Annotated in this window: 10 protein-coding genes; all 10 read left to right on the forward strand. The window is 74.3% G+C overall.

The genetic code is table 11. The annotated features are described in order from the left end of the window. The first annotated feature begins 35 nt into the window (after nucleotides 1-35). Nucleotides 36-1,376: an ABC transporter substrate-binding protein gene (locus tag ACFY7E_RS07165; RefSeq protein ID WP_389481666.1), complete on the forward strand. Its 1,341-nt coding sequence runs from the start codon at nucleotides 36-38 to the stop codon at nucleotides 1,374-1,376. Nucleotides 1,377-1,392: 16 nt separating this feature from the next. Further along, nucleotides 1,393-2,394, forward strand: a complete 1,002-nt coding sequence (locus ACFY7E_RS07170; protein WP_389481668.1) for a carbohydrate ABC transporter permease — start codon at nucleotides 1,393-1,395, stop codon at nucleotides 2,392-2,394. 3 nt (nucleotides 2,395-2,397) lie between these two features. Beyond that, the gene (locus tag ACFY7E_RS07175) at nucleotides 2,398-3,270 is read left to right on the forward strand and encodes a carbohydrate ABC transporter permease (protein ID WP_389481670.1); all 873 of its coding nucleotides are present in this window, start codon (nucleotides 2,398-2,400) and stop codon (nucleotides 3,268-3,270) included. A gap of 7 nt (nucleotides 3,271-3,277) precedes the next feature. After that, complete coding sequence (locus tag ACFY7E_RS07180; RefSeq protein WP_389481672.1) at nucleotides 3,278-4,543, forward strand: 6-phospho-beta-glucosidase; 1,266 nt, start codon at nucleotides 3,278-3,280, stop codon at nucleotides 4,541-4,543. After that, a complete protein-coding gene (locus ACFY7E_RS07185) occupies nucleotides 4,534-5,532 on the forward strand; it encodes an N-acetylglucosamine kinase (protein ID WP_389481674.1) in 999 nt (332 codons plus the stop codon). Before ACFY7E_RS07180 ends, ACFY7E_RS07185 begins: the two co-directional genes overlap by 10 nt. A 363-nt stretch (nucleotides 5,533-5,895) precedes the next feature. Then, nucleotides 5,896-7,338 (forward strand): hypothetical protein, encoded by a 1,443-nt coding sequence (locus tag ACFY7E_RS07190; RefSeq protein WP_389481676.1) that lies wholly within the window; start codon nucleotides 5,896-5,898, stop codon nucleotides 7,336-7,338. A gap of 11 nt (nucleotides 7,339-7,349) precedes the next feature. Further along, nucleotides 7,350-8,396 carry a glutamate ABC transporter substrate-binding protein gene (locus ACFY7E_RS07195; protein ID WP_389481679.1) on the forward strand — a complete coding sequence of 349 codons (1,047 nt, stop codon included), beginning with the start codon at nucleotides 7,350-7,352 and terminating at the stop codon, nucleotides 8,394-8,396. Between the two features lie 60 nt (nucleotides 8,397-8,456). Then, nucleotides 8,457-9,788, forward strand: coding sequence for a hypothetical protein (locus tag ACFY7E_RS07200; protein ID WP_389481681.1), 1,332 nt, complete (start codon nucleotides 8,457-8,459; stop codon nucleotides 9,786-9,788). A 59-nt stretch (nucleotides 9,789-9,847) separates the two neighbouring features. Then, nucleotides 9,848-12,358, forward strand: a complete 2,511-nt coding sequence (locus ACFY7E_RS07205; protein WP_389482215.1) for a tetratricopeptide repeat protein — start codon at nucleotides 9,848-9,850, stop codon at nucleotides 12,356-12,358. A gap of 2 nt (nucleotides 12,359-12,360) precedes the next feature. Then, complete coding sequence (locus ACFY7E_RS07210; RefSeq protein WP_389481683.1) at nucleotides 12,361-13,686, forward strand: PP2C family serine/threonine-protein phosphatase; 1,326 nt, start codon at nucleotides 12,361-12,363, stop codon at nucleotides 13,684-13,686. The last annotated feature ends 13 nt before the right edge of the window (nucleotides 13,687-13,699 follow it).

Below are 13,699 nucleotides of genomic sequence, written 5' to 3' on the forward strand. Positions count from 1 at the left end.
CGCGTCCCCTCCGCCCCGCCCCAGGGAGAACCGTCATGCCCGTACGCCCGCGCAGAGCCGCCGCGCTCGCCGCCGCCGCGCTCGCCCTCCTCGCCTCCGCCTGTACCGGCTCCGCGGACAACGCGGCCACCGACGACCCCGAGGCGCGGACGACGATCACCTTCTGGCACGGCTGGTCGGACCCCGCCGAGGTCAGGGCGATCGAGGCCAACGTCGCCCGCTTCGAGAAGGCCCACCCGAACATCGAGGTGAAGCTCGTCGGCGGCATCAACGACGACAAGCTCGGCCAGGCCCTGCGCGCGGGCGGCTCGAACGGGCCGGACGTCGTCTCCTCGTTCACCACGTCCAACGTCGGCAAGTTCTGCGCCTCGGGCGCGCTCGTGGACCTGAAGCCCTTCATCGAGAAGTCGAAGCTGGACCTGGACAGCACCTTCCCGAAGGTCCTCCAGGACTACACGCAGTTCGAGGGCCGGCGGTGCAGCCTGCCCCTGCTCTCCGACGCGTACGGGCTCTACTACGACAAGGACGCCTTCCGGCAGGCCGGCCTCGACCCCGAGGCCCCGCCGAAGACCTGGTCCGAGTTCACCGAGGTCGCGAAGAAACTGACGAAGCCCAAGGGCGACTCGTACGAGCGGCTCGGCTTCATGCCGACCTACCTGGGCTACGAGACGGTCGTCTCGCACTACATGGCGCAGTGGAAGCACGGCGGGTACTTCGACGCGGACGGGAAGTCGGCGGTCGCGAAGGACCCGGCGTTCGCCGAGATGATGACGTACCAGAAGTCCCTGGTGGACGCGCTCGGCGGGTTCGAGAGGCTCGACAGGTACCGGACCACCTTCGGCGACGAGTGGGGCGCCGAGCACCCCTTCCACACCGGCCGGGTCGCCATGCAGCTGGACGGCGAGTGGCGGCTGAAGTTCGCCCTGAAGCACGAGGCCGGCTTCGACATCGGCGTCGCGCCGCTGCCCGTCGCGGACGACGAGGTGGCCGAGTACGGCAAGGGCTACCTCTCCGGCACGATCATGGGCATCGCGCCGCAGAGCCGGAAGCAGAACGCGGCCTGGGAGCTGGTGAGGTTCATGACCACGGACACCGACACCGTGGTGGCCTTCGCCCAGGACATCGGCAACGTGCCCTCCACCCTGGAGGCACTGAAGTCCCCGAAGCTGAAGTTCGATCCCCGCTTCAAGACCTTCCTGGACATCGCCCGGCACCCCGCCTCCACCACCTCGGACGGCGCCGTCAACGGCTCCGCCTACCAGGACACCCTCCAGAAGTTCTCCCAGCGGTACGAGAAGGGCCTGGTCACCGACCTGAGGAAGGGGCTCGCCGACACCGCCGCCCAGATCGACCGCGACATCGCCGCGGCGAAGTGACGGCCGGACACCGCCCATGAGCACCGACACCCTGCCCGCGAAGGAGACGGCCGCCCCGGCCGCCCCCTCCTCCCCCGGGGGACGGAACACGCTGCGGTCGAAGCGCCGCCGCGACGCGCTGCGCACCCTGGCGTTCCTGTCGCCCTGGCTGATCGGATGCGGCGTCTTCTTCGTCTATCCGCTCGTCTCCACCGTCTACTTCTCCTTCATGCGGTACGACGGCCTCAACCCGCCCGAGTGGCGGGGCCTCGACAACTGGTCGTACGTCTTCGGCGACTTCCCGCAGTTCTGGCCGGCCCTGCGCAACACCCTCTGGCTCTGCGTCGTCATGGTCGCCTGCCGGGTCGTCTTCGGCCTCGGCGTCGGCCTGCTGATCACGAAGATCAAGACGGGCACCGGAATCTTCCGGACCCTCTTCTACCTGCCGTACCTGGCCCCGCCGGTGGCCGCCACGCTCGCCTTCGTCTTCCTGCTCAACCCCGGTACGGGGCCGGTCAACGCGCTCCTGGAGGCGGTCGGCCTGCCCGCCCCCTCCTGGTTCAACGACGCGTCCTGGTCCAAGCCGGCCCTCACGGTCCTCGCCGTGTGGGGCGTCGGCGACCTCATGGTCATCTTCATGGCCGCGCTGCTCGACGTGCCGAAGGAGCAGTACGAGGCAGCCGAACTGGACGGCGCCTCCCCCCGGCAGCGGTTCCGCCACATCACGCTGCCCAACATCGCGCCGATCGTCCTCTTCGCGGTGGTCACCGGGATCATCGGCGCGATGCAGTACTACACGCAGCCGATCGTGGCCTCCAAGGTCGCCTCGGGCGTGATGGGCGGCTCCGGCGTCACCTTCGTCCCCGGCTACCCGGACGACTCCACGCTCACCCTGCCGCAGCTCGTCCACAGCCTCGGCTTCAGCCAGTTCAACTACGGCGCCTCCTGCGTGGTGGCCCTGGTGCTCTTCGTCTTCTCCATGGCCTTCACCGCGCTCCTGATGCGCCGGCGCGGCGGCCTGATCGGCTCGGGTGACTGAACCATGACCCTCACGGCCACCGCCCCGACCCCCGCGAGGAAGCGGGCCCGGCGCAAGGCGCTGCTGCACTGGATCGCCGTGCACGCGCTCGGCGTCGCCGCCGCCCTGTTCTTCGTCCTGCCCTTCGTCTTCGTGTTCCTGACCTCCCTGATGAGCGACCAGCAGGCGCTCACCCGGGACCTGACGCCGGACTCCTGGCACTGGGACAACTACGTCCGGGTATTCGAGACCGAGGGCTTCCTCACCTGGTGGCGCAACTCCCTGCTGTACGCCGGGCTCGGCACCGTCCTCGTCGTGGTGTCCTCGGTCCCCGTCGCGTACGCGCTCGCCAAGTTCCGCTTCCGGGGCCGCCACCTGTCGATGCTGCTCGTCATCGCGACGATGATGCTGCCGCCGCAGGTCGTGATCATCCCCATGTACCTGTTCTGGGCGAAGCAGATGGACCTCTCCGGCACCCTGTGGCCGCTGATCGTCCCGATGGCGTTCGGGGACGCCTTCGCCGTCTTCCTGCTGCGCCAGTTCCTCCTCACGATCCCCGACGAGTACGTGGAGGCGGCGCGGATCGACGGGTGCGGCGAACTGCGCACCCTGCTCAGGGTCGTGGTCCCGATGGCCAGGCCGGGGATCGCCGCCGTGGCCCTCTTCCAGTTCTTCTTCTGCTGGAACGACTACTTCGGGCCGCAGATCTACGCCTCCGAGAACCCCGGCGCCTGGACCCTGAGCTACGGCCTGGAGTCCTTCAAGGGCGCGCACCACACCGACTGGAACCTGACCATGGCCGCGACCGTCCTGGTCATGGCCCCCGTGATCCTCGTCTTCTTCTTCGCCCAGAAGGCGTTCGTCGAGGGAGTCACACTGACCGGAGTGAAGGGCTGAACCACACATGAAGCTCACTGTCGTGGGGGGCGGTTCCACCTACACCCCCGAACTGATCGACGGGTTCGCGCGGCTGCGCGACACCCTGCCCGTCACCGAACTCGTCCTCGTCGACCCGGCCGCCGACCGGCTCGACCTGGTCGGCGGCCTCGCCCGGCGGATCTTCGCCAGGCAGGGGCACGACGGGCGGATCACCACCACCTCCGACCTGGACGCCGGGGTCGAGGGCGCCGACGCCGTCCTGCTCCAGCTGCGGGTCGGCGGGCAGGCCGCCCGCGAGAAGGACGAGACCTGGCCGCTGGAGTGCGGCTGCGTCGGCCAGGAGACCACCGGCGCCGGCGGCCTCGCCAAGGCGCTGCGCACGGTCCCGGTGGTCCTGGACATCGCCGAGCGGGTGCGGCGCGCCAACCCGGACGCCTGGATCATCGACTTCACCAACCCCGTCGGCATCGTGACGCGGGCCCTGCTCCGGGCCGGGCACAAGGCCGTCGGCCTGTGCAACGTGGCCATCGGCTTCCAGCGCAAGTTCGCCGCGCTCCTGGACGTGACCCCGTCGGACGTGCACCTGGACCACGTCGGGCTCAACCACCTGACGTGGGAGCGGGCGGTACGGATCGGGGGCCCCGACGGCGAGGACGTGCTGCCCCGGCTGCTCGCCGAGCACGGCGACGCGGTCGCCGCCGACCTGCGGCTGCCGCGCCCGGTCCTGGACCGGCTCGGCGTCGTCCCCTCGTACTACCTGCGCTACTTCTACGCGCACGACGAGGTGGTGCGGGAGCTGGAGACCAAGCCCTCGCGGGCCGCCGAGGTCGCCGCGATGGAGAAGGAGCTCCTGGAGATGTACGGGGACCCGGCGCTCGACGAGAAGCCGGCCCTGCTCGCCAGGCGCGGCGGCGCCTTCTACTCGGAGGCGGCCGTGGACCTGGCGGCGGCGCTCCTGGGCGGAGGCGGTTCGCCGCACCAGGTGGTGAACACGTACAACAACGGCACGCTGCCGTTCCTGCCGGACGACGCCGTGATCGAGACGCAGGCGGCGGTGGGACCGGAGGGCGCGGCGCCGCTGCCGGTCGCGCCGGTGGACCCGCTGTACGCCGGTCTGGTCGCGAACGTGACGGCCTACGAGGACCTGGCCCTGGAGGCGGCGCTGCGCGGCGGCCGGGACCGGGTCTTCAAGGCGCTGCTCGCGCACCCGCTGATCGGGCAGTACGCGTACGCCGACGGCCTCACGGACCGGCTGATCGCGCACAACCGGGAGCACCTCGCGTGGGCGTGAACGGACCCCTCCCCGGGGCGGACGCGGGGACGCTCCTCGCGGTCGACGCGGGGAACAGCAAGACCGACGTCGTGGTCCTCACCGGGGACGGCGACGTCCTCGGGGCGGCCCGCGGCGGCGGGTTCCAGCCCCCGCTGGTGGGGGTGGCGGCGGCGGTGGACGGGCTCGCGGAGATCGTGGCGCGGGCGTGCGCCGACGCCGGGGTGCCGGCGGGGTTCGCGCACGTCACCGCCTGCCTCGCCAACGCCGACCTGCCCGTGGAGGAGACCGCGCTCCGGGACGAGGTGCTCTCCCGGGGCTGGAGCCGGTCCGTGCGGGTGCACAACGACACCTTCGCCATCCTGCGGGCCGGGGTCGACGAGCCCCGGGGCGTGGCGGTGGTGTGCGGGGCCGGGATCAACTGCGTCGGGATGACCCCGGACGGGCGGACCGCCCGCTTCCCCGCGATCGGGAAGCTGTCCGGGGACTGGGGCGGGGGCGGCGGCATGGCCGACGAGGCCCTGTGGTGCGCGGCGCGCGGCGAGGACGGGCGCGGCGAGCCGACGGGGCTGTCGCGGGCGCTGCCCGCGCACTTCGGCCTGGAGACGATGTACGCGCTGGTCGAGGCGCTCCACCTGGGCCGGGTGCCGATGGAGCGACGGCACGAACTGACCCCCGTGCTCTTCCGGGTGAGCGCGGCGGGCGACCCGGTCGCCCTGTCGCTCGTGCACCGGCTCGCCGAGGAGGTCGTGGTCATGGCGTCGGTGGCGCTCGGGCGGCTCGGGCTGCTCGACGAGCCGGCGCCGGTGCTGCTCGGCGGCAGCGTGCTGGCCGCGCGCCACCCGCAGCTGGAGGAACGCGTCCGCGCGCTCCTGGCGGTGCGGGCGCCGAGGGCGGCGGTCGGCTTCGTGACGGCGCCGCCGGTCCTCGGGGCGGGACTCCTCGCCCTGGACGAGACGGCGGCGGCCCCGTCGGCGGCGGCGCGGCTGCGGGAGCACTACGGGGTGTGAGCGGGTCATGGGTGCGCTCCGGGGCGTGAGGGGGCCATGGGGGCGCTCCGGGGCGTGAGGGATCCGGGTGCGGGGCGTCCTCGCCGGGCCGGCGGGGGCGCCCCGTACGCATGTTCACCTGTTCGGGCGACGGCCGGTCCGGAACCGATTCCGGAGCGGGGACGTATTCAAGGTGAGGGGGTCCTCCCGCGGACACGTGGGGGGCATGGGGCACGATGGGGACCGGCAGGAACAAGATCCAGTCAATCCCGGTGTGCGGAAGGGCCCGTGCGGCCATACTGCTCGCCGGGTGGTCCTCCACCGGGGCCGGTCCGCCGGCGCTCCGGGACGGACCGCCCTGTCAGCGACCGAGGGGGAGGTCAAGTGACACAGCAGCCGAACCCGCCGGCCGAGCCGGCGGCGCGGAGCACGGGCCGGGCGCCCGCGCGGCCGGTCGGCGTGCCCGCGCAGCCGTCGCCGGCGCGATCGGCGCCGACGCCGCCCGCCGCTCCGCCCGCGGGGCGCGGGGCCTGGGCCGTGGGACGGGAGCGGCTGCGGACGGCCGCGACGACCGAGCCCGGCCGGCTCCAGATCCTCGGGGCCGTACTGGCGCTGCTCGTCGTCGCGTTCGGAGCCGTCACCGCCCTGGAGGTCACCGGCCGGGCCTCCGCCGCCGACGACGTCGTGGGGCGCAGCCAGCCGCTGAGCGCCGACGCCGCCGCCCTCTACCGGTCCCTCGCCGACGCCGACACCACCGCCGCCGGCGGGTTCCTCGCCGGCACCCTGGAGCCGGCCGCGTCGCGCGAGCGGTACGCGAAGGACGTCGCCACCGCCTCCCGGCTCCTCGTCAAGGCCGCGGCGAACACGGACGGTTCACCGGAGTCGGCCCGCGAGATCACCGTCCTGGGCGAGCAGCTCCCGCGCTACACGGGCCTCGTGGAGCGCGCCCGGGCCGCCAACCGGCAGGGCCTGCCGCTGGGCGGCGCCTATCTGCGGTACGCCAACCAGCAGATGACCACCGTCCTGCTGCCCTCCGCCGAGCGCCTGTACGCGGCGGAGACGGAGCGGCTCCACCGGGACGACGACGCGGCCCGTACCCGGCCCTACGCCTCGCTCGCGCTCGGCCTGGTCGCCCTCGCCGCCCTCGGCTGGGCCCAGCGCCGCACCTACGCCCGCACCAACCGGGTCTTCAACCACGGGCTGCTCGCCGCCACCGCCGCCACGGGCGTCGTCCTGCTCTGGCTGCTCGCCGCGCACACCGTCGCCCGGACCGAGCTGGACAACGCGCGGGCGCACGGGCAGGAGTCCCTCCAGGTCCTCAACACGGCCCGGATCAGCTCGCTCACCGCCCGCGCCAACGAGAACCTGACCGTGGTCGCCCGGGGCGCCGTCCTCACCGAGGACGGCAAGGGCGACAAGTACGAGGCCGACTACACGGCGGGCATGGGCGCCCTGACGGAGGCGCTCGACTCGGCGCGGAGGCTCGCCGACGACGACGCAGGCCGGGCCCCCGTCGAGGAGTCCGCCGCCCGCGCGGGCGAGTGGCGGCAGCGCCACAAGGAGGCGCGGGCCGAGGACGACGCCGGCGACTACGAGGGGGCCCTTGCCCGGATCGTCGGCGCCGAGGGGTCCACCGGGCAGTCCTTCGACCAGGTCGACGCGGCCCTGGAGCGGGCCCTGGCGCACGAGCAGGCCGAGTTCACCCGCTCCGCCGGGGACGCCCGGGGCGCCCTGACGGCGCTGCCCCTGGGCGCGGCGGCCCTCGGGATCCTGGGGGCGGCGGGCGCCGTGCTCGGCGTCAACCGCAGACTGTCGGAGTACCGGTGAGAGGGGGAGGGATGTCCGAGGGCACGGAGCCGCTGGTGCGGCGGGCGGCGCGGCGGCTGCGCGGCTGGGGCGGAGTGGCGGCCATGGGCGTCGCCTGCGGGCTCACCGCCTCGCTCACCCTGCTCCCGCTGGTCCGGGAGGAGGGCGGCGCGGCGGCGGCGCCCGGGACGGACCGGCCGGCCGGATCCGGCGCGGGCGGCGTCGGTGTCGGTGTGCAGGTCAGGGCGGACGCCTGCCGGAACCCGGAGGCCTCCCTCACGCCCTCCACGCAGGACGGCCCGGCGATCCGCGCGATCAAGGAGCGCGGGAAGCTGATCGTCGGCGTCGACCAGTCCAGCTACCGCTGGGGCTACCGGAACCCGGAGAAGGGCGTCCTGGAAGGGTTCGACATCGCCCTCGCCCGGGCCGTCGCCCGGGGCGTCCTCGGCGACGAGAACGCCGTGATCTTCCGCGCGATCCCCACCAACCAGCGGATCGCCGCCCTGGACAGCGGCAAGGTCGACCTCGTCGTGCGCACCATGACGATCAACTGCAGGCGGATCGAGCAGGTCGCCTTCTCCACCGCCTACTTCCAGGCCGGACAGCAGGTCCTGGCGCCCAAGCGCTCCGACATCACCGGCTACGACGCCTCGCTGCGCGGCAAGCGGGTGTGCAGCGCCGAGGGCTCCACGGCCTACGAGGCCCTGGAGGAGAACTCCTTCGGCGCCGTCTTCGAGGACGAGGGCGACGGCACCAAGGACGACAGGGACCTGCTGACCGTCCCCAACCAGCTGGACTGCCTGGCCCGGCTCCAGCTGGGCGAGGTGGACGCCGTCGTCACCGACAACGCCCTCGCGGCCGGCCAGGCCGCCCAGGACCCGGCGGTCGAGCTGAAGGGGAAGCCGTTCACGAAGGAGTACTACGGAGTGGCGGCCAAGCTGGGCAACGACGACCTGGTCCGCCGGGTCAACCACGTCCTGGTGGGGTACCGGCAGGGCCCCTGGCAGGCGGCGTACAGACAGTGGCTGGAGAAGGACCTGCCCGGGATATCCGGGCCGCCCGCTCCCCTGTACAAGTAGCCGCCGCGTGCGGCCCCTGCACATCAAGAGTCCTTGTACACATGGCGGAAGAGGTGACCGATGGGCGTCACGGGACCCCCTGGGCCGGTGATGGACCGGGACGAGGTGGACCGTGCGCTGGCGCGGCTCGGCGCCGAGCACAAGGCGGTCGAGGACTCGCTCCTCGCGCTCCAGGACCACGCGGGCCGCAGGCTCCTCGAAGGGGCCGGGCTGACCGGCACGACGCGGGAGCGCTGGGCGGCGGCCGAGCGGACCATCACCCTGCTCTGGACCTGCTTCGACGTGTACACCGACGCCCTGCGGGAGGCCCGTGAGGTGCGGGCGCGGCGACGCTGGCCCGGCCGGGAGGAGCTGGTGGAGCTGACCGACCGGCTGCGCGGCGAGAGCGTCCTCGTCCCGGGCGGCGCGGGCGAGGAGGCGCTGCTGTCCGAGCGCTTCACCCTGGAGGGCCTGGTGCGGCGGATGAACGAGCTGTACGCCTCCTCGCTCGACCTGGTCGTCACCGCCGACGCGGTCTGGTCGGCGCTGCCCGCCCGGATAGACCTGCTCGCCGCCGAGCTGGGCCGGACGCGGTCCCTCGCGCACTCGGTGGGCGTGCGGCCGGGCGAGCACCCGGCCGGGGACGAGCTGGAGGAGATCACGGCCGAGCTGGGCCTGCTGCGCTCCCAGGTGGTCACGGACCCGCTGGCGTTCTGGCGTCCGGCGGCGGGGAGTTCGGCGCCCGGCGGGGGCCGGCCCGACACCGGGCGGTACGACCGGGCCGCCCTGGCCCTGGAGGACGTGCGGCGCGAGATCGAGGCCGTCCTCGCGGTCCGGCAGGACTCCGAGGAGCGTCTGCTCCGGCTGCGGAACGTGCTGTCGCGGGCGGACCGGACGCTCGCCGAGGCGCGGGCCGCGCGCGGCGAGGTCCTCGCGAAGATCGCCGCCTCCGAGGTGCCGGCCGTCAGCGGGCCGCCGACGGCGCTCCAGGAGCGGCTCGTGGCCGCCGCCGAGTACCGCAGGCACGCCCAGTGGCACCGGCTCTCCCCGCTCCTGGACTCCCTGGAGCGGGAGGCGGAGGACGAACTGCTGCGGGCCCGCGAGTCGTTGACGGCGGTCACCGCGCCGCTCGCGGTCCGGGCGGAGCTGCGCGGCCGGCTCGACGCGTACAAGGCGAAGGTGGCGCGGCTCGGCGCGGCGGAGGACCCGCTCCTGATCGAGCGGTACGACACGGCCCGGCGGATGCTGTGGAGCGCGCCCTGCGACCTGCGGGTCGCGGAGGAGGCGGTGCTGCGCTACCAGCGGGCGGCGGCGGAGGTGCTGTCCGGCCCCGGGGACGCGGAGGGCCCGGGGAACGCGGAGGGCGCGGAAGGCTCGGGGAACGCGGAAGGCTCGGGAGGACGGCAGTGGTGAGCGGGGAGACGGGCGTGGGGAGCTGCCAGCGTCCCTCGTGCGAGGGCTCGTACGAGGACATGGGGGGCGGCGAGCTGTACTGCGACACCTGCGGGCTCGCGCCGGTCGTCGCGCCCGGCGGGGCGATCGGGTCGGCGCCGACCGGGGTGGCCGTGCCCGGCCGGTCCTCCCGCACGGGGACGGGCGGGGCGGACTCCGGTTCCTCGCGGAGCGGTTCGCGGGCGTCCTCGCGCGCCTCCTCCCGCTCCTCGTCCTCGCGCCGGTCGGTCTCGGGGCGCCTGTCGCGCTCGCTCTCCGGGCGGTCCACGGGCCGCTCGGTGTCGGTGCGCAGCTCGGGCTCGTCGACCGGGCAGTCCGCCCGGAACCGGCTCGGCGCGGGCCTGGTCGCGATCCCGGAGGTGCCGCGCCCCGACCCGCGGGCCGCGGTGATGGAGAACCCCGAGGTCCCCGAGCGGAAGCGGTTCTGCTCCCGCTCCGACTGCGGGGCCCCGGTGGGCCGCGCGCGGGGCGACCGGCCGGGCCGCACGGAGGGCTTCTGCACCAGCTGCGGGCACCCGTACTCCTTCGTGCCGAAGCTGCGCGCCGGGGACATCGTCCACGGCCAGTACGAGGTGGCGGGCTGTCTCGCGCACGGCGGTCTGGGCTGGGTGTACCTCGCCGTCGACCGGGCCGTCTCGGACCGCTGGGTCGTCCTCAAGGGCCTGCTCGACACCGGCGACCAGGACGCCATGGCGGCGGCGATCTCCGAGCGCCGCTTCCTCGCCGAGATCGAGCACTCCAACATCGTCCGGATCTATAACTTCGTCGAGCACCTCGACCAGCGGACCGGCTCCCTCGACGGCTACATCGTCATGGAGTACGTCGGCGGCAAGTCGCTCAAGGAGATCGCCAACGGGCGGCGGACGCCCGACGGCCGGCGCGACCCGCTGCCGGTGGAGCAGGCCTGCGCGTACGGGATCGAGGCGCTCGAGGCGCTCGGGCACCTGCACAGCCGGAACCTGCTGTACTGCGACTTCAAGGTCGACAACGCCATACAGACCGAGGACCAGCTGAAGCTCATCGACATGGGCGCGGTCCGGCGGATGGACGACGACGAGTCGGCGATCTACGGCACGGTCGGCTACCAGGCGCCGGAGGTGGCCGAGGTCGGTCCCTCGGTGGCGAGCGACCTGTACACGGTGGCGCGCACGCTCGCCGTGATGACCTTCGACTTCCAGGGCTACACGAACGTCTTCGCGGACTCGCTGCCCGACCCGGAGAACATCGCGGTCTTCCGGACGTACGAGTCGTTCTACCGCTTCCTGGTCCGCGCCACCGACCCGGACCCGGCGCGCCGGTTCGCCTCCGCGCAGGAGATGGCCGAGCAGCTGACGGGCGTCCTGCGGGAGGTGGTGGCGCTCCAGTCGGGGCGGCCTCGGCCGGCGCTGTCGACCCTGTTCGGCACGGAGGTGCGGGTCACGGACACGGAGCTGTTCGCCGAACTCGCGGAGGACGTGTCGCTGCTGGGGGCGCGGCGGGCCCGGGGCGGCCGGAAGGCGCGACCGGGGCCGGGGACGGCCGCCGGTGCCGGTGCCGGTGCCGCGGTTCCGCCGAGATCCGGTGCCGGTGCCGCGGTTCCGCCGGGGGCGGGGCTCGGGGGGCTGCTCGCGCCGCTCGACACGCCCGCCACCGCGCTCGCGCTGCCCGTGCCGCACGTAGCCCCGGGCGACCCCAACGCCGGTTTCCTCGCCGGTCTGGCCGCCGCCGCGCCGGGCGAGCTGCTCGGCGCGCTCCAGGCCGCGCCCGCGCCCTCGGTCGAGCTGCGGCTCCGCACCCTGCGGGCCCGGTTGGAGCTGCGGGACCTGCCGGCCGCCGCCCGGACCCTCGCCGGTCTCGAGGAGCGGGACCCGGACGACTGGCGGGTCGTCTGGTACCGGGGCGTCACCTCGCTGGTGACCGGGGACCACGAGCACGCGGCGCTCGCCTTCGACGCGGTGTACGACGCCTTCCCGGGCGAGCCGGCGCCGAAGCTGGCCCTGGGGATCTGCGCCGAGGTCCTCGGTCAGCTGGACAACGCCGCCGAGTACTACCGCCTGGTGTGGACGACCGACCCCGGTTTCGTCAGCGCGGCCTTCGGTCTCGCCCGGGTGCGGCTCGCGACGGGCGACCGCGCCGGAGCCGTACGGACCCTGGAGTCCGTGCCCGAGGCGTCGATCCACTACACGGCGGCCCGGGTCGCGGCCGTACGGGCGCGGCTGCGGCGGCGCCTTCCCTCCCAGCCGCTCGGCGCCGACCTGACGGCGGCCGCGGCGCAGGTGTCGGCGCTCCAGGGCTTCGGTCTGGACGCGGTGCGCCGGGAGCGGTTGGCGACGGAGGTCCTCGGAACGGCCCTCGACTGGGTACTCTCCGGGAGTCCCGGTGCGGCGCCGGGCGGTGGCGCGCTGTTGCTCGGGAGCGGACTGGACGAGCGCGGACTGCGCTTCGGCCTGGAACGCGCGTACCGGGTGCTGGCCCGGCTCGCCCAGCAGGGCGGGGAAAGGATCGAACTGGTGGAGCGTGCCAACCGTTTCCGCCCCCGGACGTGGGTGTGAGGATGTCCCAGAAGCCGAAGCCGTCGCACGGACTCGTCGCGTGCCCGGGCTGCGCGGAGCCGCTGGAGTCGGGCGACCGGTTCTGCGGTGCGTGCGGCTACGACCTGTCGGCCGCGCCGGCCGCCGAGACCGGCCCCGACCGCCCGACCGTGGCGATCGGCACCCCGGTGAACTGGCCGGACGCCCCGCCCCGCGAGCCCGGTGCGCTCTCGACCGTGACCCAGCACCCCGGCGACCTGCCGGGCACCGACTCGGGCGGCCACGACCTGCCGGCGGAGGGGGTCCGTACGGACGGCCCGGTGGCTCCCGCCCCCGCCGGGGACTTCCGGCTGGCCGCGCCCGACCCCCGTACCGCCGTACGGGCCGACGGCCCTGTGCCGGCCCCCGCACCGGCTCCGGCCCGGGTCCCGGAAGCGGCGCCCGCCGGGCTCTGCGTGGCCTGCCGGGCCGGGCGGGTGGACACCGACGGGTACTGCGAGAACTGCGGGCACGCGCAGCCCCGCGAGCGCGACCACATGGAGCGGGAGCTGGGCGGCGTGGCCGCCGTCAGCGACCGGGGGCTGCGCCACCACCGCAACGAGGACGCGTTCGCCGTCTCCGCGACCACCCTGCCCGACGGCTCCCCCGCCACCCTCGCCGTGGTGTGCGACGGCGTCTCCTCGGCGACCCGCCCCGACGAGGCGTCCACCGCCGCCGCGGAGGCGGCCGGCGCGGTGCTGCTCGCCGCGCTGCCCCGGGGCACGCACCCGCAGCAGGCCATGCACGAGGCGATCGTCGCCGCCTCCGAGGCCGTCAACTCCCTCGCGGAGGCGGTCGGGGACGGCGACCCCCACCGCAACGCGCCCGCGTGCACCATCGTCGGCTCCGTCGTCGCGGACGGCCTGCTCGTCGTGGGCTGGGTGGGCGACAGCCGCGCCTACTGGGTGCCGGACGACCGCGCCGCCCCGGCCGCCCGGCTCACCGAGGACGACTCGTGGGCCGCCCAGATGGTCTCGGCGGGTCTGATGAGCGAGGCCGAGGCGTACGCGGACGAGCGCGCCCACGCGATCACCGGGTGGCTCGGCGCCGACGCGTACGAACTGGACCCGCACACGGTCGCGTTCAAGCCGGACCGCTCCGGCGTGGTGGTGGTCTGCACGGACGGCCTGTGGAACTACGCGGAGGGCCCAGAGGACATGGCCCGGGTCGTCCCGCCCGACGCGGCGGACCGCCCGCTGCACAGCGCCCGGGTCCTGGTCGGGCACGCCCTGGACGGCGGGGGCCACGACAACATCACGGTCGCGCTCGTCCCGTTCGCCGTCCCTCCGCACGGGGCAGGATCCGCCTGAGCGGTCGCCGGTC

The sequence above is a fragment of the Streptomyces sp. NPDC012825 genome, assembly GCF_042900925.1.
Classification (GTDB): Bacteria; Actinomycetota; Actinomycetes; order Streptomycetales; family Streptomycetaceae; genus Streptomyces.

Bases quoted from the DNA above. Each gene is read 5' to 3' on its own strand.
- ACFY7E_RS07165 (WP_389481666.1), top strand. From the start codon at position 36: ATGCCCGTACGCCCGCGCAGAGCCGCCGCGCTCGCCGCCGCCGCGCTC.
- ACFY7E_RS07170 (WP_389481668.1), top strand. From the start codon at position 1,393: ATGAGCACCGACACCCTGCCCGCGAAGGAGACGGCCGCCCCGGCCGCC.
- ACFY7E_RS07175 (WP_389481670.1), top strand. From the start codon at position 2,398: ATGACCCTCACGGCCACCGCCCCGACCCCCGCGAGGAAGCGGGCCCGG.
- ACFY7E_RS07180 (WP_389481672.1), top strand. From the start codon at position 3,278: ATGAAGCTCACTGTCGTGGGGGGCGGTTCCACCTACACCCCCGAACTG.
- ACFY7E_RS07195 (WP_389481679.1), top strand. From the start codon at position 7,350: ATGTCCGAGGGCACGGAGCCGCTGGTGCGGCGGGCGGCGCGGCGGCTG.
- ACFY7E_RS07200 (WP_389481681.1), top strand. From the start codon at position 8,457: ATGGGCGTCACGGGACCCCCTGGGCCGGTGATGGACCGGGACGAGGTG.
- ACFY7E_RS07205 (WP_389482215.1), top strand. From the start codon at position 9,848: ATGGGGGGCGGCGAGCTGTACTGCGACACCTGCGGGCTCGCGCCGGTC.
- ACFY7E_RS07210 (WP_389481683.1), top strand. From the start codon at position 12,361: ATGTCCCAGAAGCCGAAGCCGTCGCACGGACTCGTCGCGTGCCCGGGC.